Origin of the sequence: Enterobacter cloacae complex sp. P12RS, from assembly GCF_014895875.1 — a bacterium.
GTDB classification, from domain to species: domain Bacteria; phylum Pseudomonadota; class Gammaproteobacteria; order Enterobacterales; family Enterobacteriaceae; genus Enterobacter; species Enterobacter bugandensis.
Genome location: NZ_JADBQO010000012.1, coordinates 1 through 20,291, shown reverse-complemented (window position 1 = coordinate 20,291; position 20,291 = coordinate 1). Strand labels below are relative to the sequence as shown.

22 protein-coding genes, 1 pseudogene and 1 other annotated feature are annotated in these 20,291 nt (G+C 53.2%); of the genes and pseudogenes, 8 read left to right on the top strand and 15 right to left on the bottom strand.

Going from position 1 to position 20,291, the window contains the following annotated elements; translation table 11 throughout:
- Positions 1-2: 2 nt before the first annotated feature.
- Entirely contained in the window at positions 3-1,070 is a 1,068-nt protein-coding gene (locus tag IM284_RS09365; protein WP_193055785.1) for a phage major capsid protein, P2 family, read from the bottom strand.
- A gap of 55 nt (positions 1,071-1,125) precedes the next feature.
- Entirely contained in the window at positions 1,126-1,980 is an 855-nt protein-coding gene (locus tag IM284_RS09360; protein ID WP_193055784.1) for a GPO family capsid scaffolding protein, read from the bottom strand.
- A gap of 166 nt (positions 1,981-2,146) precedes the next feature.
- Here IM284_RS09360 and IM284_RS09355 point away from each other — a divergent pair, with 166 nt between their 5' ends.
- Positions 2,147-3,916, top strand: coding sequence for a terminase ATPase subunit family protein (locus tag IM284_RS09355; RefSeq protein WP_193055783.1), 1,770 nt, complete (start codon positions 2,147-2,149; stop codon positions 3,914-3,916).
- Position 3,917: 1 nt separating this feature from the next.
- Complete coding sequence (locus IM284_RS09350) at positions 3,918-4,943, top strand: phage portal protein (protein ID WP_062856926.1); 1,026 nt, start codon at positions 3,918-3,920, stop codon at positions 4,941-4,943.
- 312 nt (positions 4,944-5,255) lie between these two features.
- On the opposite strand, the gene IM284_RS09345 is transcribed toward IM284_RS09350, so the two are convergent.
- The 9 genes from IM284_RS09345 to IM284_RS09310 all read right to left on the bottom strand — a co-directional run bounded on the left by IM284_RS09345 (position 5,256) and on the right by IM284_RS09310 (position 10,140).
- Complete coding sequence (locus tag IM284_RS09345; protein WP_193055782.1) at positions 5,256-5,513, bottom strand: hypothetical protein; 258 nt, start codon at positions 5,511-5,513, stop codon at positions 5,256-5,258.
- A gap of 132 nt (positions 5,514-5,645) precedes the next feature.
- The gene (locus tag IM284_RS23345; RefSeq protein ID WP_226838642.1) at positions 5,646-5,882 is read right to left on the bottom strand and encodes a hypothetical protein; all 237 of its coding nucleotides are present in this window, start codon (positions 5,880-5,882) and stop codon (positions 5,646-5,648) included.
- Positions 5,879-6,343: a DUF3850 domain-containing protein gene (locus IM284_RS09340; RefSeq protein ID WP_193055781.1), complete on the bottom strand. Its 465-nt coding sequence runs from the start codon at positions 6,341-6,343 to the stop codon at positions 5,879-5,881. The genes IM284_RS23345 and IM284_RS09340 overlap by 4 nt, the downstream gene beginning before the upstream one ends.
- Positions 6,344-6,348: 5 nt before the next feature.
- On the bottom strand, positions 6,349-8,634 hold the full coding sequence (locus tag IM284_RS09335) for a replication endonuclease (protein WP_193055780.1): 2,286 nt from the start codon (positions 8,632-8,634) through the stop codon (positions 6,349-6,351).
- Positions 8,624-8,899, bottom strand: a complete 276-nt coding sequence (locus IM284_RS09330; protein WP_193055779.1) for a DUF5405 family protein — start codon at positions 8,897-8,899, stop codon at positions 8,624-8,626. The genes IM284_RS09335 and IM284_RS09330 overlap by 11 nt, the downstream gene beginning before the upstream one ends.
- A 15-nt stretch (positions 8,900-8,914) precedes the next feature.
- Positions 8,915-9,130, bottom strand: coding sequence for a DUF2732 family protein (locus tag IM284_RS09325; RefSeq protein WP_193055778.1), 216 nt, complete (start codon positions 9,128-9,130; stop codon positions 8,915-8,917).
- A 64-nt stretch (positions 9,131-9,194) separates the two neighbouring features.
- On the bottom strand, positions 9,195-9,695 hold the full coding sequence (locus IM284_RS09320; RefSeq protein ID WP_193055777.1) for a replication protein B: 501 nt from the start codon (positions 9,693-9,695) through the stop codon (positions 9,195-9,197).
- Positions 9,686-9,865 (bottom strand): hypothetical protein, encoded by a 180-nt coding sequence (locus IM284_RS09315; protein WP_193055796.1) that lies wholly within the window; start codon positions 9,863-9,865, stop codon positions 9,686-9,688. Before IM284_RS09315 ends, IM284_RS09320 begins: the two co-directional genes overlap by 10 nt.
- Positions 9,866-9,867: 2 nt before the next feature.
- Entirely contained in the window at positions 9,868-10,140 is a 273-nt protein-coding gene (locus tag IM284_RS09310; RefSeq protein ID WP_047634742.1) for a Cox family DNA-binding protein, read from the bottom strand.
- 158 nt (positions 10,141-10,298) lie between these two features.
- On the opposite strand from IM284_RS09310, the pseudogene IM284_RS23740 reads away from it, so the two are divergent.
- The 3 genes and pseudogenes from IM284_RS23740 to IM284_RS09295 all read left to right on the top strand — a co-directional run.
- Positions 10,299-10,442: pseudogene (locus IM284_RS23740) on the top strand (helix-turn-helix domain-containing protein); the annotation flags it as partial.
- A 219-nt stretch (positions 10,443-10,661) separates the two neighbouring features.
- Complete coding sequence (locus IM284_RS09300; RefSeq protein ID WP_193055776.1) at positions 10,662-11,642, top strand: tyrosine-type recombinase/integrase; 981 nt, start codon at positions 10,662-10,664, stop codon at positions 11,640-11,642.
- A 189-nt stretch (positions 11,643-11,831) separates the two neighbouring features.
- On the top strand, positions 11,832-12,704 hold the full coding sequence (locus IM284_RS09295) for an SMP-30/gluconolactonase/LRE family protein (protein WP_047366678.1): 873 nt from the start codon (positions 11,832-11,834) through the stop codon (positions 12,702-12,704).
- On the opposite strand, the gene pheA is transcribed toward IM284_RS09295, so the two are convergent.
- From pheA to bamD, 4 genes are all read right to left on the bottom strand, one after another.
- Entirely contained in the window at positions 12,701-13,861 is a 1,161-nt protein-coding gene (pheA, locus tag IM284_RS09290; protein ID WP_028014117.1) for a bifunctional chorismate mutase/prephenate dehydratase, read from the bottom strand. The two genes, IM284_RS09295 and pheA, sit on opposite strands and share 4 nt — an antisense overlap.
- A gap of 30 nt (positions 13,862-13,891) precedes the next feature.
- Positions 13,892-14,017: a sequence feature (Phe leader region), on the bottom strand.
- Positions 13,969-14,016: a pheA operon leader peptide PheL gene (gene pheL / locus IM284_RS09285; protein WP_100249759.1), complete on the bottom strand. Its 48-nt coding sequence runs from the start codon at positions 14,014-14,016 to the stop codon at positions 13,969-13,971. (Overlaps the previous feature by 48 nt.)
- Positions 14,018-14,120: 103 nt before the next feature.
- Positions 14,121-14,462, bottom strand: a complete 342-nt coding sequence (gene raiA, locus IM284_RS09280; protein WP_003863162.1) for a ribosome-associated translation inhibitor RaiA — start codon at positions 14,460-14,462, stop codon at positions 14,121-14,123.
- A gap of 268 nt (positions 14,463-14,730) precedes the next feature.
- The gene (bamD, locus tag IM284_RS09275; RefSeq protein WP_023308867.1) at positions 14,731-15,468 is read right to left on the bottom strand and encodes an outer membrane protein assembly factor BamD; all 738 of its coding nucleotides are present in this window, start codon (positions 15,466-15,468) and stop codon (positions 14,731-14,733) included.
- 131 nt (positions 15,469-15,599) lie between these two features.
- Here bamD and rluD point away from each other — a divergent pair, with 131 nt between their 5' ends.
- The 3 genes from rluD to clpB all read left to right on the top strand — a co-directional run bounded on the left by rluD (position 15,600) and on the right by clpB (position 20,011).
- Entirely contained in the window at positions 15,600-16,580 is a 981-nt protein-coding gene (gene rluD, locus IM284_RS09270; protein ID WP_028014116.1) for a 23S rRNA pseudouridine(1911/1915/1917) synthase RluD, read from the top strand.
- A complete protein-coding gene (gene yfiH, locus IM284_RS09265) occupies positions 16,577-17,308 on the top strand; it encodes a purine nucleoside phosphorylase YfiH (protein ID WP_047366677.1) in 732 nt (243 codons plus the stop codon). Before rluD ends, yfiH begins: the two co-directional genes overlap by 4 nt.
- 129 nt (positions 17,309-17,437) lie before the next feature.
- Positions 17,438-20,011 (top strand): ATP-dependent chaperone ClpB, encoded by a 2,574-nt coding sequence (gene clpB, locus IM284_RS09260; protein ID WP_047366676.1) that lies wholly within the window; start codon positions 17,438-17,440, stop codon positions 20,009-20,011.
- Positions 20,012-20,291 lie beyond the last annotated feature (280 nt).

Here is a 20,291-nt window from a genome sequence, read left to right as displayed (position 1 = left end):
GCTTACTCTCCGCTTTCCGGTGCAGCAGGTGCGGTGAAGTCACCGAGCTTGATGTTTTCAATCAGGCAACCGGCAGCGTAAGCCTCGACTACATAGTCAACATTCATTGACTCGTAGTTTTCGATGCGGTCTTTCTTCGGGTTTTCGATGATGCTGCGACGGTGCGCGTCATCCATGAAGTAGATAGACAGGTTGTCGAGACGCGTCACCATCAGCGCATCTGCCGGGAAGTAAGGCACGCGCACGGCTGGCAGGTTGCCGATTCGCTTCTGGCTGATGATGATGTCAGCGGCCAGCGACTCGGTGTTTGCCTGCTCTTTGTTGACGATCGGGAAATATTTATCCGCCATCAGCTTACGGCCGGTAATAACAACCAGTTCCGGGTCATCCTGATAAATCTCGTCAATCAGGTTGCCGGTGGCATCCATGACCAGCGCGTCGAGGTTCGCATAGTCGCCGTTTTTCCCCACGCGGATCACGTCTGAAATGACCGCACCTTCTTCGTCGGTGATTTTGGACATCACGCGCGCTGACGCTTCATTGCGGTACTTCTGCAGCCATCCCACGGCCACATCCTGCAGCATCGGATTCTTTTTGCGGTCGGACGTCGCCGCGCGCTCGATGCCGTTAAAACCGGCCATGATGAAATCCAGCGACTGACGTTTGATGATGGCGTCACGGATACGGGTCTGGAAGTCCTGGAATCGCGCCCACAGGTCGAGCTGTTTGTAGCGGATATGGAAGTCAAAGTTAATCTGGTCGCACTCGTATTTATTGGATTCCAGCGCGGTGAAATCAGCGGTCTTACGCTCATCATCACCGGCGGTGTCGGCGGTGCTCGCAATTGTACCGTTAACGCCGACGCCAACTTTTTCGCCTTTCAGCTCGTCGACCGGCACGATGTTGATTTTGGTCAGAAACGCGGATGACATCTGCAGGGTGGTCATCAGGGTTTGCGTGACCGACGGCTCGACGGTGAATTTCTTCGCCACGTCATCGGTGGAAATACCGTTCAGCTCCGCGACGCGGGTCAGGTAGGCATTAAATTTGAAGCGGGTATCTTTACGCATGGTTTTTCCTGTTCGGGTAAAAGGGTTCAGACCGGGCAGCGCGCCCGGCGCGTTATCAGCAGTTGGTCAGCAGCTCGTCGCCCGTGCCGCCTTTTGAAAGCTCGCGGCGCGGCTGGCGCTGGCTTTCGGTGCTGTCGAGGGAGCTTTTGAGGTCGTTAAACGCCTGCGCGCTTTCTTCCGCCTTGCTGGTCACGTCCTGCTTAAGCAGCGCGAAAGCGGTCTCCAGTTCGGTGACGCGCTGGTCGGTTGCGCTGAAATTGGTTTGCACCAGTTCGGTGACGGTGGTCACAGCCTCATGGATATCAGCGAAACGGGCGTCATCGCTGGCCTGTTTGCGACTGAAAATGGCTTTAACCTTATCGGTCAGGCTGTTGAGCATGGTGTCGGGGACGTCTTCAAATTCCAGCACAGCCAGTGAGGCCACAGAGAAAACGTCGTCCGGCTGGTCTTTTTTTCCGGCGAGCGGGTTCTGCGCGGCACGGCTGCAGAATTCGAGGTATTCGGTGCCGAGGCTTGCCGGGTCATCGGTGACGGCTAGACCAACCAGGTAACACTTGCCGCTATTGGCAAAGTTCGGGCGGATCTCCATCGAGGTGTAAACCTTCTGCCCGGCCTTAACCATGCTGACCAGTTCGTCGAGCGGCTGGATTTTGCCAAACAGCGCTTTTTTGCCATCGAGCGCAGAGCCATCGCTGATAATCTCAGCCTTAAGCTCGATGACATCGCCATAACGTTTAAACGGACTGTCAGGCATCAGCCCCCGGATATGTTCGAGGTTAATGCGGCAACCGTAGACGCGCGGGTCGAACGTGTCGGCCATATCCTGAATATCATCGCCGCTGATGACACGGCCATCGCAGGTGTCACCCTCGACGCCGATACGAAACCATTTAGAAACTTTCTTTGCCATTGCTCAGGTGTCCTGATGTTGGGTTTTCGGGTCGGGTTTAGTTTCCTGACTCTGACCCGTGTCAGCCACCGCTTACGATCTGATTAGATCTGACACAACAGGCACTTAGCGCGAATAATCCCCCATTTCCTTAGCCTTGCCACGTAACACCAGAAACGAGGCAAGCATGACCATTTCAACTGACCTTTCGCTGCTCAATGACCCGCGACGACAGGCGCGCCTGTTGTACTGGCAGGGGTTCGCCGTGCCGCAAATCTGCGACATGCTGCAGCTCAAGCGCCCGACCGTGCAGAGCTGGAAACAGCGCGATGGATGGGAGGAAACCGCCCCGATTAACCGCGTGGAATCGGCGTTAGAGGCGCGGCTTATTCAGCTCTACGCAAAGCCAGACCTGACCGCGCATGACTTCAAAGTCGCTGATTTTCTGTCGCGCCAGATGGAGCGGCTTGCGCGCATTAACCGCTACGGCCAGACCGGAAACGAGGTGGATTTAAACCCCAATATCGCCAGCCGCAACAAAGGGGATCGCAAAAAGCCGAAACGAAATTATTTCAGCGAGGAGGCTATAGAGAAGCTGGAAGAGATTTTCTTCGAACAGTCGTTTGAGTATCAGCTCCGCTGGCATAAAGCGGGCTTAGAGCACCGCATCCGCCACATCCTGAAATCACGCCAGATTGGCGCGACGTTCTACTTTGCCCGCGAGTCACTCCTGCGCGCGCTCAAAACCGGGCAAAACCAGATATTTTTGTCGGCAAGTAAAACGCAGGCTTACGTGTTCCGTAAGTACATTATCGCCTTTGCCCGTCTGGTTGACGTCGACCTGTCAGGCGACCCGATCGTCATCGGCAACAATGGGGCTGAGCTGATTTTTCTCGGGACAAATTCCAACACCGCGCAGAGCCACAACGGCGACCTGTATGTCGATGAAATTTTCTGGATCCCCAATTTTCAGAAGCTGCGCAAAGTCGCCTCCGGTATGGCGTCACAATCTCACCTGCGCACAACCTATTTTTCGACCCCGTCGACGCTCGCGCACGGCGCTTACCCGTTCTGGTCAGGCGAGCTGTTTAACCGTGGCCGCAGCAACCGCGACGAACGTGTCGACATCGACATCAGTCATCAGGCGCTTGCCGGGGGCATGTTATGCGGTGATGGACAGTGGCGGCAGATTGTCACCATTGAGGACGCGCTCGCCGGAGGCTGCACCCTGTTTAACCTCGACCAGCTTAAGCAGGAAAACAGCGCAGATGACTTTCGTAACCTGTTTATGTGCGAGTTCGTTGACGATAAGGCGTCGGTATTCCCGTTCGAGGAGCTGCAGCGCTGCATGGTCGATGCGATGGAAGAATGGGAGGACTTCGAGCCGTTCGCTGACCGTCCGTTTAACTGGCGACCGGTCTGGATTGGCTACGACCCGTCACACACCGGCGACAGCGCAGGCTGTGCGGTACTGGCTCCGCCGCTGGTTGCAGGTGGCAAGTTCCGCATCCTTGAGCGTCACCAGTGGAAAGGCATGGACTTTGCCGCGCAGGCCGAGGCCATCCGGGCGCTGACCGAGAAATACACCGTTGACTATATCGGCATCGATGCGACCGGCATCGGTCAGGGTGTTTACCAGCTCGTGCGCTCATTCTTCCCGGCGGCGCGCGCCATCCGCTACACGCCGGAAATGAAAACCGCAATGGTGCTGAAAGCGAAAGACACCATCAGGCGCGGGTGTCTGGAATATGACGCCGGTGCGACCGACATCACTCAGTCATTTATGGCTATCCGCAAAACAATGACCAGCAGCGGCCGCAGCGCCACCTATGAAGCCAGCCGCAGCGAGGAAGCCAGCCACGCGGATATCGCGTGGGCGACCATGCACGCCCTGTTAAACGAGCCGCTTTCCGCCGGTAGCGGTATGCAATCAAGCTCCATTCTGGATATTAACTAAGATGAAAAAACGCCAAAAGAAACAGCCAAAACAGACCAGCATGACCGCCAGCGCGCCGCAGAAAATGGAGGCGTTCACCTTTGGTGAGCCGTCGCCCGTGCTGGATCGCCGCGACATCCTCGACTATGTCGAGTGTATCAATAACGGGAAGTGGTACGAGCCGCCGGTCAACTTCTCCGGGCTGGCGAAAAGCCTGCGCGCCGCCGTACACCACAGCTCCCCGATTTACGTCAAGCGCAACATACTGACCAGCACTTTTATCCCGCACCCGTTGCTGTCGCGTCAGGACTTCAGCCGCCTTGTGCTTGATTATCTGGTGTTTGCAAACGGCTATCTCGAAAAGCGCATGAGCGTGACCGGCCAGCTCTTTAAACTTGAAACTTCCCCGGCCAAATACACCCGCCGTGGTGTCGAGGATGGCGTTTACTGGTACGTGTCGAGCTTTACCAATCCGCACCAGTTCGCCCCCGGTTCGGTGTTTCACCTGCTTGAGCCTGATATCAATCAGGAGCTCTACGGGATGCCGGAATACCTGAGCGCGCTCAATTCCGCCTGGCTGAATGAGTCCGCCACGCTGTTTCGCCGCAAGTATTACCAGAACGGCGCGCATGCGGGTTACATCATGTACGTGACCGACGCGGCGCAGAGTAGTACCGACGTCGAGGCGCTGCGCTCAGCCATGCGTGACTCAAAAGGGCTCGGTAATTTCAAAAACCTGTTTTTCTATGCTCCGAACGGGAAACCGGACGGCATTAAGATCGTGCCGCTGAGTGAAGTCGCCACGAAAGATGATTTTTTTAACATTAAGAAGGTGAGCGCCGCTGACCTGCTTGACGCGCATCGCGTGCCGTTTCAACTGATGGGCGGCAAGCCTGAAAATATCGGCTCGATGGGGGATATTGAGAAGGTGGCGCGGGTATTTGTGCGTAACGAGCTGACGCCGCTGCAGGAGCGTTTTAAAGAGATAAACGATTGGTTAGGGATGGAGGTGATCCGCTTTAAAGATTACAACATCGATACCGAGTAACCCCGCCCAAAATGCCGCCTGCGGGCGGCACATCCTCAGACCTCACCAGACGCCGCACACGCCACGCATCCCCGCCACCGCCTCTGGATTCGACCTCACCGCTCAGCGCGCCGCTACGACGCGCACAGACGCGCAAAATAAATCCTGCCACCACGGCTGGCGCGCAGTGCTATCCCCGCCTCGCCTGCCCGCTTAACGGGTCGCTTTTAATGCAGGTGCATCAGGAGCGCCGAGCCGCGCCAGCACTGGCGCTGACTGGCGAATCCTGAAATAAAAAACGAATGCAAACTCATGCACCTGATGCATGCGGAGCTAAAACAGTGAAAAATTCGCGTCAAATTCGTTACTTTTTGCCTCTACTTTTCGCAGAGTGTCTAAGTAGCTCATGCCGTCATTGAGTGATACAGGCCGCTCGTATTCAATCATAAAAACGTTGTCATACGTGCGCCCTAACCAGTACCCGCCGCCGCACTCTTTAGGCCGCTGGAAGAAAACCCACCCTCCGGGGCAGTAATACTCTAAGGTCTCGCCCCGATAGACCACCTGAAAATTTAAGTCATGACCTGCCATAATCCCCTCCAACAAATACTGTATGCACATACAGTATTTTTAGCAGGTTTTCGGGGAAAATGCTAACGCCTCGCCGGGCTCGTTGTTCAACACCACCGGCACTGAAAGCAAGTTTCAGCACCGGCGCTGTTTTTACGGTCGCCGTGGTGGCGGAATTCTAGGACCCTTTGCCGGTGCGAACACCTCACTTTTCGTATTGCTGATGTCGCTATATTTGCGATGGTTATCTCTTACGATACCGGCGCACCCGACCAGCTCGTCAGGAGTCAGATTTTCGTTAATCATAATCTGTTGCAAGCGATGGACGATTGCCATCAATTTGATACTGTCGGTTCTGTGCCGGGGTGCCTCTCGATGTAATTTAGTCATTTTAACCACCCGTTTTTTTTCGCTTCTGCGACCAGCTCGTCAGAATATTGCCAGACACCATCATCAGCGACGAAAGCACCAGCCGAAACCCCACCAGTCGATTCATAACCAACAGCCAGCCCTAACGGATGTAATATTTCGTGATTTATTCTGAAAACCAGCCCCCTCTCGCTTAGCTCTTTCCAGTTCATCAAGTTCTTATTGGTGGCAGGTTCATCAAGAATTAACTGGAAACTCAACATTACATAATTTTCCGCACACTCGCTTAAATCAGTGACGTCTGTAACTCTGACTAACACACGTTGCCCGGTATAGCCGCTTTCCGGTTCCCACTCATGTAACCTAATGACATCACCGCACGCATAAGCGAGGTCATTAAACCGACACAAACCTCGCTTTTCACCGCTACGGATCACTTCAAACTGTGACGGTAAAATCTCTAAATCGTGAATTTTGCTCATTGACTTCATTCCTCTTGCATTGAAAATCCCGGCCACTCATCAACAGCCGGATATTTGAATTTTTTATCTCCATAAATCACCGTTGCCCCACGCGCCAGCGCGTCGAGCTCCCAACGTTCAGGGGTAATGCCCTCCTGAGCCAAATCGAAACGAATTTTTGCGACGCGATCCCTTTCGGGCTTTGTCATCCTTGCTGATGGCGCTTGCTCGCTGGTTTTGAGCGGCGCATTACTTCTTTGCTGCCGATTTTTTCGCGGTGCGCCAGCTTTTAACGCCCCGTTAAGCACCTTCACGACGTCCGGCTCATTCCAACCGATAACCCCGCTCTCAATCAGATTTAACACCGCTGCGGCTTGCTCAGACGGTGTAGGGGTCATAACTGGATCGCCACCGCCGGTGAGCTTTCCACAGTTATTGACAGGACTCCGAGGCGCGGCAGAGCCGCTTTTTAAAGTCAAAGGCTCAACGGCCAAAACTTTTGGAACGATGCGCCATTCGGCTGTACGGGTTACATGGACACGATGAGCCCCGAGGTGAGGGGCATAAATCCCGACAACCCTCTCGATATCTTCCTCATATTCGTTGACCTCATCCGTCACCTTACGAGCGACCCTGACGACCTGAGCATCACGCGGCATATTTGCTCCACCCTGCGCGATGATGTACTGGTCAAATTCGCCTGCATCTGCAGCCGCTCGCGCAGCCTCGACCCTGTCGTCAAACTCGCTGGCAATACTCACGCCACGCGGCAGCTTGCGCAGTTCGCGGTAAGCGCCCATTGTCGGCAGGCCAATTGGTTTAAACTGCGGGATGCGCCATGTAGACGCCCATGCGGTGACGGCTGCGGCCGTATCTTTCAGGGGCTTGCCGGTGTCGTGGTCGAGCTGGCCGTCGAGCGCGTAACCGTCGATATTTTTGGCAATGTATTTAGCGATATAACCCGCCGCGCCGCCCTGATTAAGATGACGGGACTCAAAGCGCTGTTTTGCCGCGCCCTTTTCGTGTCCGTCCTCTTTGAGGGCATAACGACGCATGATTTCGTTGATGGCTTTACGCTGACCGGGTTTGCAAAACAGCATCATGTGCCAGTGAGGCGTGCCGTCGTGGTGCGGTTCGACAACGCGCATCCCGTACACTTCCAAATCGTTATCCTTGAAAGCGGTACGCATCAGGCTCCAGATTCGGCAGAGATAGCGCTGGCCGTCTTTTGGCGTGAATGCGGTTTCGTTCCAGCCATGATTGAGCTGCACAGTTTTGCTTTCAGCTTTGCCAACCTGACGGGTCGGGTGATACTTCGATGGAGTGGTCAGCGTGATAAACATCCCCACGTCACCAACGCTGGCCGCGTAGCGCTCAATCCCGGCGATGGTATTCATTAGCTCCATGCGACGTATTTCAGGGTTTGAAATACTCCCCATGACCTTGCTGATGAGGTCGATACGTTCGCCGGTAACTTTGTTTTCCAGCTCGCAGGATTTCAGGAATTCGAGATTAGCCAGGCGGCGCGCATGAACATCGCGGATCGCCATTTTGCTGGCGTAGGGGGAGCGGTCTTTGTTGACCTCACCGGCAGCGATGAGCAGCGCCTCGCGCCAGCGCATACGCTGCGCCTTGAGCTGGTTAACCCACCACTCGTCTTTAATCAGTCGTGAAATAGCGGAAAATGCCATGCGGACCGTCATCTGACCCTTACGGTATTTTTTCCAGTAGATAGGGGTGATGTTAAAAGCGTGAGCAACACCGGCCACTTGCCCGTATAGGTGCGACTGAGCTTCATCGGTGAAAAGTGTTTCTTTCCCGCCGTGCGCCTCCGCCCAGGCATCGCTTAACTCCTCGTATTTGCTCCAGAGCTGAGAGGCAATTCTGGCCGCAAATTTCCTGAGTTCTTTGTCATTCATATCTGGTAAGCGCGCATACTGGTCGCGCTCGGACAGAAAACCAATCGAGGCGGATTCATTCATCCCGCACAGCTCATTAACACGCTCAAGACGCGGCAACAGCTTGCGCTCAAAAGTGTTTTTGAGGAAATATAGCCCACCCAAAGGGCTCTTTGTGCGGCGGATGAAGTTATAACGCGAGGTAAACAGCGTTTGCAGGAAAAACGGCAGGCGGTCAATACGGTTTAAAACACCTTGCACCTGACGGAGTTCGGCACGTGTAAGGGGTCTGTCGCGGCCAATGGCCTCGCGGGATTTGTTCCACGGATAAGCACCGACGAAATTCTCACCGGTGCTTTTTGTTAGTGGTGGGGGTGGCGAGGGGGCAACGCGCCCCCGGGTCTCAACGGCCATTAGCAGTGAATGCTTCCAGACATTTTTGACCTATATGCTCGACCTGCTTCTCTAACTCTGAAAACTGACGAGCTTCACCGGTTAAAATATTATGCAGCACCAGACCGGAAACGAGCTTGCTGATTGTTGGATAATAGCCAACGGCATCGAGCCACTCTTTACCGGCATTTTTTCCAGACTTAGCGATTTTCTTTTCCTGCAAAATAAACTGGAATTGGTCGCTGGTAATTACGAATTTATTTTCGATAACAATATTAATGCTCATAAAACCCCTGATAGTTTATTGCTGATTCAAAATAGAATTGTGCAGCTTTTCGGATTCCTGCCCTAACAGCTCGATGATTTCCGTGCGATTCATTTCAGACTTGCAAATGTGAGCTATCAGAGAATCAAGCGCAGACGCGAACCGGGTCGCGGCGACTAACTGCGCCTCGCCTGCGGCCTGAGCCAGTAGAGCTTTGATGTTGCTGCGAGGTGCTGATATTTGTTTATTCATTTACCCGATTCCAGACAAAAAGATGTCCCACGCATTCAAGCGCGTAAAAAAGTTTGCGAGTTAATTAATGCAAATATTGCTCAGGCTTAACTGAGGTTAAAATAGTTGGGGCATATTCAAATAAGCTGAATAACTCACGTAGCGCACGGAATAATTTTTCCCGCCAATAACATGAATCCTCATTAACACGCCAGTAAGGCTGATTAAATTCATTCTCAGTTAATCCGGCATGAAGGAATAAAGTGCGACGCTGGCTTACTGTCAGATAACTTATATACGTCGATTCACTGGCTCCGACCTGACGACGTTTAGAAAATGCGCCGCGCAGCTCGTCAATCGCGCAGGCGAGGCGCTCACGATCTACATCGTTCATTTCTTCAAAACGCATGGTCGCGTGACGCTGTTTAAGCTGAGCATGAAAACAGACCGTCAGGCGATCACGTTCCATCATCTGATTATAAAAATCGCAGGAGTCCTGCCAGCGTGGTTCTGCAAGATGCTTGCCGATTACTACGCGCAGAGCTGCAGGTTGTTTTTGTACTAAATCAAGAGTCATCACAGCCATTTTGACACCTCTCTGATTTTCATGATGCGCTTAACAACGACGGCCAAAATACCAGGCTTACGGGTACGGATGATGATGCCTTTACGCCCCCGACCATGGGTGATCGTGAAATTAATAGGGTTCGGGCTTTCGTTACGGAGTAACTGAGCGATGCAACGTGGTTCTTTCATAGTCATAGCCCCATCCACAACAACCACGCATCACGCTGCTCTACCGGGCGGTTATAAAACGCTTCTCGCACACCGCGATTGAACTCAGGTACATAAACCAGCTTGTCACCGGCGCGGGCTTTTGGTTTTGTCGGATCGCGGAATTCGACAACAGGCAGTTTGTTTTTTTCAATCATTGCAGCTACTGCGGTGCGGGGTTTTCCTAGCAGTTCTGCGAACTTATCGGGGTGCACCGCATCAAGCGGGTACTGAATAACGTAGTCATTCGCTTCCATTACAGTCTCCATTCTCATCTGGTTACATGCTAACCTTGCAGGATCCAGCGGCTTAAAAACGGCTCAGGATGCTTCCTGAGGTGCTGGACTCACGCCCGAAAAGGTAATCCATTGATTACCTAGATGGGGAATATAAGTCACCAATAGGTTACTGTCAAATGCAGACATTTGAAAAATTAAAAGCCATCAGAAAAGCCGAAGGGTTAACTCAGACTAAATTCAGTGAACTGAGCGGGATAGCTTTAGGAACAATCAAGAACTATGAAAGTGGGCAAAAGGAGCCAGGGTTAAGTGTTGTGCTTCGAGTGACTAACGCTCCCCTCTTTCAGAAATACACGCTTTGGTTAATGACAGATAAAACCGCCCCGCAAGCTGGTCAGATCGCACCGGCTTTCGCACACAATGGGCAAGAACCAACAAAATCAGACCACTCCGAGAAGAAGATTGGCTAACTATATATAAGCATTACATTTTCACTCTTTGTTACCAAGATAGTTACAACCCCACCGGAGGGCTTTCTTATGTCAATTAAGAAGCTTGATGATGGGCGATATGAAGTGGACATTAGACCGCGTGGGCGCGAAGGACGTCGCATCCGCCGGAAGTTTGAAAGAAAAGCCGAAGCGGTAGCATTCGAACGCTATACGCTGGTGAACGCTAATACTAAAGAATGGGCGGGTAAGCGAGCTGATCGCCGAACGCTTTCAGAATTGCTGGACGTATGGTGGAAGTACTACGGCCAGAACCATGAGCGCGGAACGAAGGAGTTTAATCATTTGCTTAAAACCATCGGTGATATGGGTGACATACCTGTTACAAGGTTAAGCAAAAGAATACTTATGGATTACCGTTCAACGCGGCTTAGTGAGGGTGTAAGCGCATCGACGATAAACCGTGACATGTACCGCTTATCAGGCATGTTCACGAAGCTGATTCAACTTGAAGAGTTTGCGGGCGCGCACCCCGTTCATGGTCTGCCACCATTGGCAGAGGCTAACCCGGAAATGGCTTTCCTAAACAAAGCGGAAATTGCGCTGCTGCTTAAGTCATTTACAGGAGATGACCTGCTGGTTGCCCTGTTGGGGATTAGTACCGGTGGACGATGGTCAGAGCTGGTAACACTCAAACCAGCACAGATAGTAAACGGGCGCGTAACGTTCCTGAAAACCAAAAACGGGAAAAAGCGCACTGTACCGATTTCTTCTGAGCTTGAATCGCTGATAAAGAAGAAAGCCAGCGGGAATCTGTTCAACGTCGATTATGTGAGTTTTTGCAAGGTGCTCAAGATGGTTAAACCCGATATTCCTGCAAATCAGGCAACGCATATTTTGCGTCATACCTTCGCAAGTCATTTCATGATGAACGGGGGTAACATCATTGCATTACAGCAAATACTGGGTCACGCAAACATCCAACAGACGATGACCTATGCACATCTTTCGCCGGAGTACCTGCAAAATGCCGTTGCATTGAATCCGCTTTCAGGAGGAATATCGCTGTAGGTTCTGCTCACCCCGGAGTGTCCACATTGCGTCCACACTTCGGGGTATTTGAAACGGTTCCAGATGGTTGCAGCTTTTTTTAACTTACTGTTTTTATTAGTGGATGTTTGTAAGTGATTGATAAACCACACCCACGCATTATATGGTAAAAGCCAGCAATGCTGGCTTTTTTCATTTTGGGGAACTGTCATGGCTGAACCGCAGCTGCTGTTGAACTACACCGGGCATCTGCCCGAATGCCCGACGTGGAGCGCAGAAGAAAATGCGCTTTACTGGGCGGATATTCTGGAAGGGGAGATCCACCGCTACCACCTGCCGACGGCGGAACATACCGTGCTCTCTTTCCACGAGGAGGTCGGCTGTTTCGCGCTGCGCGAGCAGGGTGGTTTTATCGTTGCGATGCGCACGGGCATCTGGCTAACCGATAAACACGGACTGCTGCGCCGCAAGGTGTGTGATAACCCCTCAAACCCGCAGCTCGCACGTTTTAATGATGGGGGCACCGACCATCAGGGCCGGTTCTATGCGGGCACGTTCTGGGGGCCGGGAGATTACAACGGCGCGCTGCTGATGCGCATCGACAACGACCTGACGCCGAAGGTGATCCAGTGCGATATCCACGGGCACAACGGCCTGGCGTTTAGCCCGGATAAGCAGTGGATGTTTACCTCAGACACGCCCAACGGTGTGATCTTCCGTACCCCGCTTGATGAACAGGGTGAACCCGGCAGGCGTGAGGTGTTTCGTCAGTTTAAAGAGGGCGAGGGGATACCGGACGGTGCGGCGATGGATGTGGAAGGCTGCTACTGGAGCGCGCAGTTTGACGGCTGGCGTATCGCGCGTTTTTCTCCACAAGGGGAGCAACTGGAAGAATACCGCATGCCGGTGCGTTGCCCGACGATGGTCTGCTTTGGCGGCGATGATATGAAAACGCTGTTCATTACCACCACGCGGGAAAATATGGATGCGGAGGAGGTGGCGAAGTATCCGCTTTCCGGAGCCGTCTTCACCCTGCCGGTTAATGTGGCAGGGATGAAGAAAAGCCGTTTTATCGAATGCTAGCTTGGATCGACCGGGACGACGTTTTCGCTCGGATAGCAGCCCAGCACTTTCATTGAACGGGTAATTTCACCCAGTTCGCGCAGGGCTTTCTGCATGGATGCAGATTCCAGGTTGGCCTGGATATCGAGGTAAAACATCTCTTCCCATGGATTACCGTGGATTGGGCGTGATTCCAGCCTGGTCATGATCAAATTGTGGTTGCGCAGCACCAGCAGGGCTTCTACCAGCGCGCCCGCCTGCTGGCCGGTCGCCATCAGCAGCGTGGTTTTCGCCGGCACCTGGTCTGACACGTTGATTGCCTTGCGGGCCAGCACCACGAAGCGGGTAATGTTTTGCGTCTGGTTAGCAAGATTGCGTTCCAGAACCTGTAAGCCATACAGCGCGCCGCCCGCTTCGCTGCCGAGCGCAGCAACGGTTGGGGAGTTGGCTTGCGCTACTTTTTCCATTGCCGCCGAGGTGCTTTCGGTGTACTCAATTTTCCAGTTCGGATAGCGGTTCAGGAACTGGCTACACTGCTGGAAAGGCTGCGGATGGCTGTAGACCGTTTCGATCGTGTTCAGGTCCGTTGAACCGGAGACCAGCACGCAGTGATCGATAGGGATCGTCAGCTCGCCGACCAGCGACAGGCTGGTATGCTGCAGTAGATCGTAGACGTCGTTGATGGCGCCGGAACTGGTGTTTTCAATCGGCACCACGGCGTAATCCGCCTGGCCGGTCTCAACCTGGTTAAAAATATCGGCGAATTTTGCGCAGCCGCTCTCAATAAACTCTTCAAAATGACGTGCGGCATACTGGCGTGCGGCCAGATGAGAGTAGGAGCCTTTAGGCCCGAGGAAGGCGATGCGCGCCGAGTGCGGGTTGGTTTTATTGAGATGCTGCTGGAGTAGCGCTTGCTGGGTTAGAACGGAATCTTCGATGATGAGCTGGAACAGCCGGGTGATGTAATGGGCATCGAGGTGATGCGCTTTACCGAGCTGGATGAGACGCTCCAGCAGATCGCGCTCGCGGTCGATATCACGCACCGGGCGATGGGAGTCCAGCTTGGCTTTGCCCACTTCAACGGCGAGGGCGCGACGTTCGGCCAGCAGCGCCAGTAATTTTTCATCCAGCGCGCTGATTTTTACTCGCAGATCCAGTAACGGGTTTTCCGGTGTCATAGTGTTGCCTGTCTCATTTTATCGTTATCAATAAAAAAGGCCCCCCGGTGTGGGAGGCCTTGTTGTTCGTCTTCGCATTCTTTATCACACGACGAAACGCCTCCCGTTCAGGGGAAGGTAAAAAAGAATGCGAAGAAGAACGGCGTAAGTTTCATAAAGTCATCCTGTGATTGATACCGTTAAAGTACCCGTACTGTTTTCACCCTGTCAATAAAAAACGCGCCCGAAGGCGCGTTGGCGGTACACTCAATTTAAAGGATTACTCTTCTTCAACTTCTTCCGCGAAGCTGGCGTCTTTCACCGACGTTGCGGCGCGACGGGCTTCACCTTTGTGTTGCACTTTATTGAGCTGCCGTTCCAGCTTGTTGATCAAATCGTTGATTGCGGTGTACATATCCTCATGTTTTGCGCTGGCGACCAGATGGCCGTTTGGAGTATTGATAGTTGCGTCAGCGATGAAACCCTGGGGCTCCTTAGACAGGATGATATGTGGATTAATCAAATGTGTTTGCCATTTATCCAGTTTGGCGAGACGGTCTGCGACGTGCTGGCGAATTGCCGGAGTAATTTCCATTTGTTTACTGGTAATGTTCATTGTCATAAATTTTACCTCTTGTCTTTCCGTCTTGGTGATTCCAGCATACCCGACCTAATGTCAAAATGTGTGATTTAGATCACGTTATTTTGTCGGTTTTTGTCAGGGAATCTTTTTTGTGAGGCAGGGCAGGAAGAGATGAGATTTACCTTGTGGAAGGTACGAATTACGGTCATAGTTGACGGGATGTGTTGAGGCTAAAGCGCTTCAGCGGATGTCTGAATTGAATAAAAAAACGGCAGCCTTCGGGCTGCCGTTTTGCATTGAAACGCTATCACGTGTTGCTGCTGTTCGCGGCGATGATTTTCGCCACTTTTTCAGCCTGAGCGGTCATCTGCATCTGACGGTAAGCATTTTCCATCAGCTTCAGGCCGTCACGCGTTGCCTGAGTATCCGGGTAATCACGCAGCATACCTTCTACGCGGTTAACCACGGCAACCCATGCGCCACGGCGGGTATAGTATTCCGCAACGGAGTACTCATATTTCGCCAGACGATCTTTCAGGAACACCAGACGTTTGGTCGCGTCGGTCACGTACTGGCTGTTTGGATAGCCGCGCACCAGTTTAGAGAAGTCATTGAAGGCGTCACGCGCATGCTGCGGGTCACGGTCGGAGCGATCTACGCCGAAGAAGCCCTGCAGGGCGCTGTCGTCCAGCGCCATGTTGGTCAGGCCGCGCATGTACATGACGTAGTCGATGTTAGGATGAGTCGGGTTCAGACGCATGAAACGATCGATAGTTGCCTGAGCCAGCGGCAGATCGGCATTTTTGTAGTAGGCGTAGATAAGATCTAACTGTACCTGCTGCGAATACGGACCAAATGGATAGCGATTATCCAACGCTTCCAGTTGCGTTATCGCCTGTTTCCAGTTACCGTCCTGCAACTTTTGTTGTGCAGTCGCATAGATTTCATTCGGCGGATTGTCAGGGACCTGTTCATTCGAACCGGAGCAGCCCACCAAAGCCAGGCTCAACGTGGCCGCTGCCACCAGATATTTCATGCGCGTCATGACGTTTTGACTTTCCTCAAATGTTTGTCCGGGAGAAACTCTGTTCCTGCTCCCGATTAAGACCAGCTACAATAGCACACTATATTAAACGGCAAAGCCGTAAAACCCAACGTTAAACAAAGAAGCAGTTTATGGCACAACGAGTAGAACTTACCGCAACAGTCTCCGAAAATCAGCTCGGTCAACGCTTAGATCAGGCTTTGGCTGAATTGTTCCCTGATTATTCGCGTTCACGCATAAAAGAATGGATCCTTGACCAGCGCGTGCTGGTAAACGGCAAGATCTGGGACAAACCAAAAGAGAAAGTGTTTGGTGGGGAAGCTGTTGCCATCAATGCTGAAATCGAAGAGGAAATCCGCTTCGAGCCGCAGGATATCCCATTGGACATCGTCTATGAAGATGATGACATTCTGGTGATCAACAAGCCGCGCGACCTGGTTGTTCATCCGGGCGCAGGGAATCCAGACGGTACGGTACTTAACGCACTTCTTCATTATTATCCGCCGATTGCGGATGTCCCACGTGCAGGCATCGTTCACCGTCTGGATAAAGACACCACCGGTCTGATGGTGGTGGCGAAGACCGTTCCCGCTCAGACCCGTCTGGTGGAGTCGCTGCAGCTGCGTGAGATTACTCGCGAATATGAAGCGGTGGCGATTGGACACATGACCGCTGGCGGCACGGTAGAAGAGCCGATCAGCCGTCACCCGACGAAACGTACCCATATGTCGGTGCATCCGATGGGTAAACCGGCGGTGACGCACTATCGCATTATGGAGCACTTCCGTATTCATACCCGCCTGCGCCTGCGCCTGGAAACCGGTCGTACTCACCAGATCCGCGTACACATGGCGCACATTACCCATCCGCTGGTGGGGGATCAGGTGTACGGTGGTCGTCCGCGTCCGCCAAAAGGCGCGTCGGATGAGTTCATCAGCGTACTGCGTAAATTCGATCGTCAGGCGCTGCACGCGACCATGCTGCGTCTTTATCACCCGATCAGTGGTATCCAGATGGAATGGCATGCGCCTATCCCGCAGGATATGGTGGAACTCATTGATGCCATGCGTGCCGATTTCGAAGAACATAAGGATCAAGTGGACTGGTTATGACCAAACTGATTGTCCCGGAGTGGCCGCTGCCTGCAGGCGTGGCCGCCTGTAGTTCGACCCGTATTGGCGGCGTGAGCCAGGGCGCGTGGGAGTCTTTAAACCTCGGTGCGCACTGCGGCGATAGCCCGGAACACGTTGAAGAGAACCGCACGCGTCTGTTTGCTGCGGGAAATCTGCCGTCGAAGCCGGTTTGGCTGGAGCAGGTTCACGGCAAAGCGGTACTGAAGCTGACGGGAGAACCTTACGCTTCCAAACGCGCCGATGCTTCTTACAGTAATACGCCGGGTACGGTTTGTGCCGTAATGACCGCCGATTGTCTGCCGGTTCTGTTTTGTAACCGTGCCGGTACGGAGGTAGCAGCAGCGCACGCGGGCTGGCGTGGCTTATGCGAGGGCGTGCTGGAAGAGACCGTCGCCTGCTTCAATGATGATCCCGCCAATATCATGGCCTGGCTAGGTCCGGCGATTGGCCCTCGTGCTTTTGAAGTGGGGCCGGAGGTTCGCGAAGCATTCATGGAAAAAGATCCGCAAGCCATTGAGGCCTTCCTGCCTGCCGGGGAAAAATATCTGGCGGATATTTACCAGCTTGCCCGCCAGCGTCTGAATAATATTGGCGTAACGCAGATCTTCGGCGGCGATCGCTGTACGTTCACCGAAAAGGGTGATTTTTTCTCCTATCGCCGCGACAAGACGACGGGTCGTATGGCAAGTTTCATTTGGCTGATATAACCTAAAGAATCAAGACGATCCGGCACGTGCCGTTTTCTTTTCACATAATTCAGGTCATTAACCTTGAATAATTGAGGGATGACCTCATTTAATCTCCAGTAGCAAATTTGACCTGTTATGGGAGGAGTTATGCGTCTGGATCGTCTTACTAATAAATTCCAGCTTGCTCTCGCCGATGCCCAGTCCCTTGCACTGGGGCACGACAACCAATTCATCGAACCTCTTCATTTAATGAGCGCCTTGCTGAATCAGGAAGGGGGATCGGTACGTCCTTTATTAACGTCTGCTGGCATTAATGCTGGCCAGTTACGCACCGCTATCGATCAGGCTCTGAGCCGTTTACCGCAGGTAGAAGGTACCGGCGGCGATGTGCAGCCGTCTCAGGATCTGGTGCGCGTGCTGAACCTTTGCGACAAGCTGGCGCAAAAACGTGGGGACAACTTTATTTCGTCGGAGCTCTTTGTTCTGGCGGCGCTTGAATCACGCGGTACCTTGACCGAACTGCTGAAATCTGCCGGTGCGACCACCGCCAATGTGACTCAGGCGATTGAGAAAATGCGCGGAGGTGAAAGCGTGAACGATCAGGGAGCCGAAGACCAACGTCAGGCTTTGAAGAAATTTACGGTCGATCTGACCGAACGTGCCGAGCAGGGCAAACTTGACCCGGTTATCGGCCGTGACGAAGAGATCCGCCGTACGATTCAGGTACTGCAGCGTCGTACCAAAAACAACCCGGTACTGATTGGTGAGCCGGGGGTCGGTAAAACCGCCATCGTTGAAGGGCTTGCGCAGCGTATCGTAAACGGTGAAGTGCCGGAAGGGTTGAAAGGCCGCCGCGTACTGGCGCTGGATATGGGCGCGCTGGTGGCCGGGGCGAAATACCGCGGTGAGTTTGAAGAGCGTTTGAAAGGCGTGCTGAACGACCTGGCGAAACAGGAAGGCAACGTCATTCTGTTTATCGACGAACTGCACACCATGGTCGGGGCCGGTAAAGCTGACGGCGCAATGGATGCCGGGAACATGCTGAAACCTGCGCTGGCGCGTGGTGAACTTCACTGTGTCGGTGCCACTACGCTTGATGAGTATCGTCAGTACATTGAGAAAGATGCCGCTCTGGAACGTCGCTTCCAGAAAGTGTTTGTTGCTGAGCCAAGCGTTGAAGATACCATCGCGATCCTGCGTGGTCTGAAAGAGCGTTATGAACTGCACCACCATGTACAGATTACTGACCCGGCCATCGTTGCGGCGGCGACGCTTTCGCATCGGTATATCGCCGATCGTCAGTTGCCTGATAAAGCAATCGACCTGATCGATGAAGCGGCGTCGAGCATTCGTATGCAGATTGACTCGAAGCCGGAAGAACTGGACCGACTCGACCGCCGCATCATTCAGCTCAAGCTGGAACAGCAGGCGCTGAAAAAAGAGTCTGATGAAGCCAGTAAGAAACGCCTGGATATGCTCAATGAAGAGCTGGACGATAAAGAGCGCCAGTATTCTGAGCTGGAAGAAGAGTGGAAAGCCGAGAAAGCCTCCCTCTCTGGCACGCAGACCATTAAAGCGGAACTCGAACAGGCCAAAATTGCCATTGAGCAGGCTCGCCGTGTGGGTGACCTGGCACGTATGTCTGAACTGCAGTACGGCAAAATCCCTGAGCTGGAGAAACAGCTTGAGATCGCCACGCAGTCTGAAGGCAAAACCATGCGTCTGTTACGTAATAAAGTGACGGATGCCGAAATTGCCGAAGTGCTCGCTCGCTGGACCGGTATTCCGGTGGCGCGCATGATGGAAAGCGAACGCGATAAGCTGCTGCGTATGGAACAGGATCTGCATCAGCGGGTGATTGGTCAGGACGAGGCGGTTGAAGCGGTCTCCAACGCTATTCGCCGTAGCCGTGCTGGGCTTTCCGATCCAAATCGCCCGATCGGTTCGTTCCTGTTCCTGGGGCCGACCGGTGTCGGTAAAACCGAACTGTGTAAAGCGCTGGCAAACTTTATGTTCGACAGCGACGATGCGATGGTGCGTATCGACATGTCCGAGTTCATGGAGAAACACTCCGTCTCGCGCCTGGTCGGTGCGCCTCCGGGATATGTTGGTTATGAAGAGGGCGGCTACCTGACCGAAGCGGTGCGCCGGCGTCCTTATTCCGTCATCCTGCTGGATGAGGTGGAAAAAGCGCATCCGGATGTGTTCAACATCCTGCTTCAGGTGCTGGATGATGGTCGTCTGACAGACGGGCAGGGGAGAACGGTCGATTTCCGTAATACGGTCGTCATCATGACCTCGAACCTGGGTTCCGATTTGATTCAGGAACGTTTCGGTGAGCTGGACTACAGCCATATGAAGGATCTGGTGCTCGGTGTGGTGAGCCATAACTTCCGTCCGGAGTTCATTAACCGTATTGACGAAGTGGTGGTATTCCATCCTCTGGGTGAAAAACACATTGCGTCGATTGCGCAGATCCAGCTGCAGCGTCTGTACAAACGTCTGGAAGAGCGTGGATATGAAATTCACATCTCCGACGATGCGCTGAAGCTGCTGAGCGAGAATGGTTACGATCCGGTTTATGGTGCGCGTCCACTGAAACGTGCTATTCAGCAGCAGATCGAAAACCCGCTGGCGCAGCAGATCCTCTCCGGAGAACTGATTCCGGGCAAAGTTATCCGTCTGGAAGCCAACGACGATCGTATTGTGGCAGTGCAGTAAGTCACAAAACGCAAAAACGAGCCGCTTGCGGCTCGTTTTTGTTTAAAAACCAGGCGAAAATTGAGGTCTGGGATGCGTTTTGCCTGGAAAGTGAGCAGTCAGTAAATAATTTTCACTTTATCCTTGCAGCTTCGGAATTACTCCCTATAATGCGCCTCCACTGACACGGAACAACGGCACACACGCCGCCGGGTCAGCAGAGAAAAGCAAAATAAACGCTTGACTCTGAAGCGGGAAAGCGTAATATGCACACCCCGCGTCGCAGCGAAAACGAAGCGGC

Excerpts from the sequence above, each read along its gene's own strand:
- IM284_RS09365 (WP_193055785.1), bottom strand. The coding sequence starts at position 1,070 with ATGCGTAAAGATACCCGCTTCAAATTTAATGCCTACCTGACCCGCGTC.
- IM284_RS09360 (WP_193055784.1), bottom strand. The coding sequence starts at position 1,980 with ATGGCAAAGAAAGTTTCTAAATGGTTTCGTATCGGCGTCGAGGGTGAC.
- IM284_RS09355 (WP_193055783.1), top strand. The coding sequence starts at position 2,147 with ATGACCATTTCAACTGACCTTTCGCTGCTCAATGACCCGCGACGACAG.
- IM284_RS09350 (WP_062856926.1), top strand. The coding sequence starts at position 3,918 with ATGAAAAAACGCCAAAAGAAACAGCCAAAACAGACCAGCATGACCGCC.
- IM284_RS09345 (WP_193055782.1), bottom strand. The coding sequence starts at position 5,513 with ATGGCAGGTCATGACTTAAATTTTCAGGTGGTCTATCGGGGCGAGACC.
- IM284_RS23345 (WP_226838642.1), bottom strand. The coding sequence starts at position 5,882 with ATGACTAAATTACATCGAGAGGCACCCCGGCACAGAACCGACAGTATC.
- IM284_RS09340 (WP_193055781.1), bottom strand. The coding sequence starts at position 6,343 with ATGAGCAAAATTCACGATTTAGAGATTTTACCGTCACAGTTTGAAGTG.
- IM284_RS09335 (WP_193055780.1), bottom strand. The coding sequence starts at position 8,634 with ATGGCCGTTGAGACCCGGGGGCGCGTTGCCCCCTCGCCACCCCCACCA.
- IM284_RS09330 (WP_193055779.1), bottom strand. The coding sequence starts at position 8,899 with ATGAGCATTAATATTGTTATCGAAAATAAATTCGTAATTACCAGCGAC.
- IM284_RS09325 (WP_193055778.1), bottom strand. The coding sequence starts at position 9,130 with ATGAATAAACAAATATCAGCACCTCGCAGCAACATCAAAGCTCTACTG.
- IM284_RS09320 (WP_193055777.1), bottom strand. The coding sequence starts at position 9,695 with ATGGCTGTGATGACTCTTGATTTAGTACAAAAACAACCTGCAGCTCTG.
- IM284_RS09315 (WP_193055796.1), bottom strand. The coding sequence starts at position 9,865 with ATGAAAGAACCACGTTGCATCGCTCAGTTACTCCGTAACGAAAGCCCG.
- IM284_RS09310 (WP_047634742.1), bottom strand. The coding sequence starts at position 10,140 with ATGGAAGCGAATGACTACGTTATTCAGTACCCGCTTGATGCGGTGCAC.
- IM284_RS09300 (WP_193055776.1), top strand. The coding sequence starts at position 10,662 with ATGTCAATTAAGAAGCTTGATGATGGGCGATATGAAGTGGACATTAGA.
- IM284_RS09295 (WP_047366678.1), top strand. The coding sequence starts at position 11,832 with ATGGCTGAACCGCAGCTGCTGTTGAACTACACCGGGCATCTGCCCGAA.
- pheA (WP_028014117.1), bottom strand. The coding sequence starts at position 13,861 with ATGACACCGGAAAACCCGTTACTGGATCTGCGAGTAAAAATCAGCGCG.
- raiA (WP_003863162.1), bottom strand. The coding sequence starts at position 14,462 with ATGACAATGAACATTACCAGTAAACAAATGGAAATTACTCCGGCAATT.
- bamD (WP_023308867.1), bottom strand. The coding sequence starts at position 15,468 with ATGACGCGCATGAAATATCTGGTGGCAGCGGCCACGTTGAGCCTGGCT.
- rluD (WP_028014116.1), top strand. The coding sequence starts at position 15,600 with ATGGCACAACGAGTAGAACTTACCGCAACAGTCTCCGAAAATCAGCTC.
- yfiH (WP_047366677.1), top strand. The coding sequence starts at position 16,577 with ATGACCAAACTGATTGTCCCGGAGTGGCCGCTGCCTGCAGGCGTGGCC.
- clpB (WP_047366676.1), top strand. The coding sequence starts at position 17,438 with ATGCGTCTGGATCGTCTTACTAATAAATTCCAGCTTGCTCTCGCCGAT.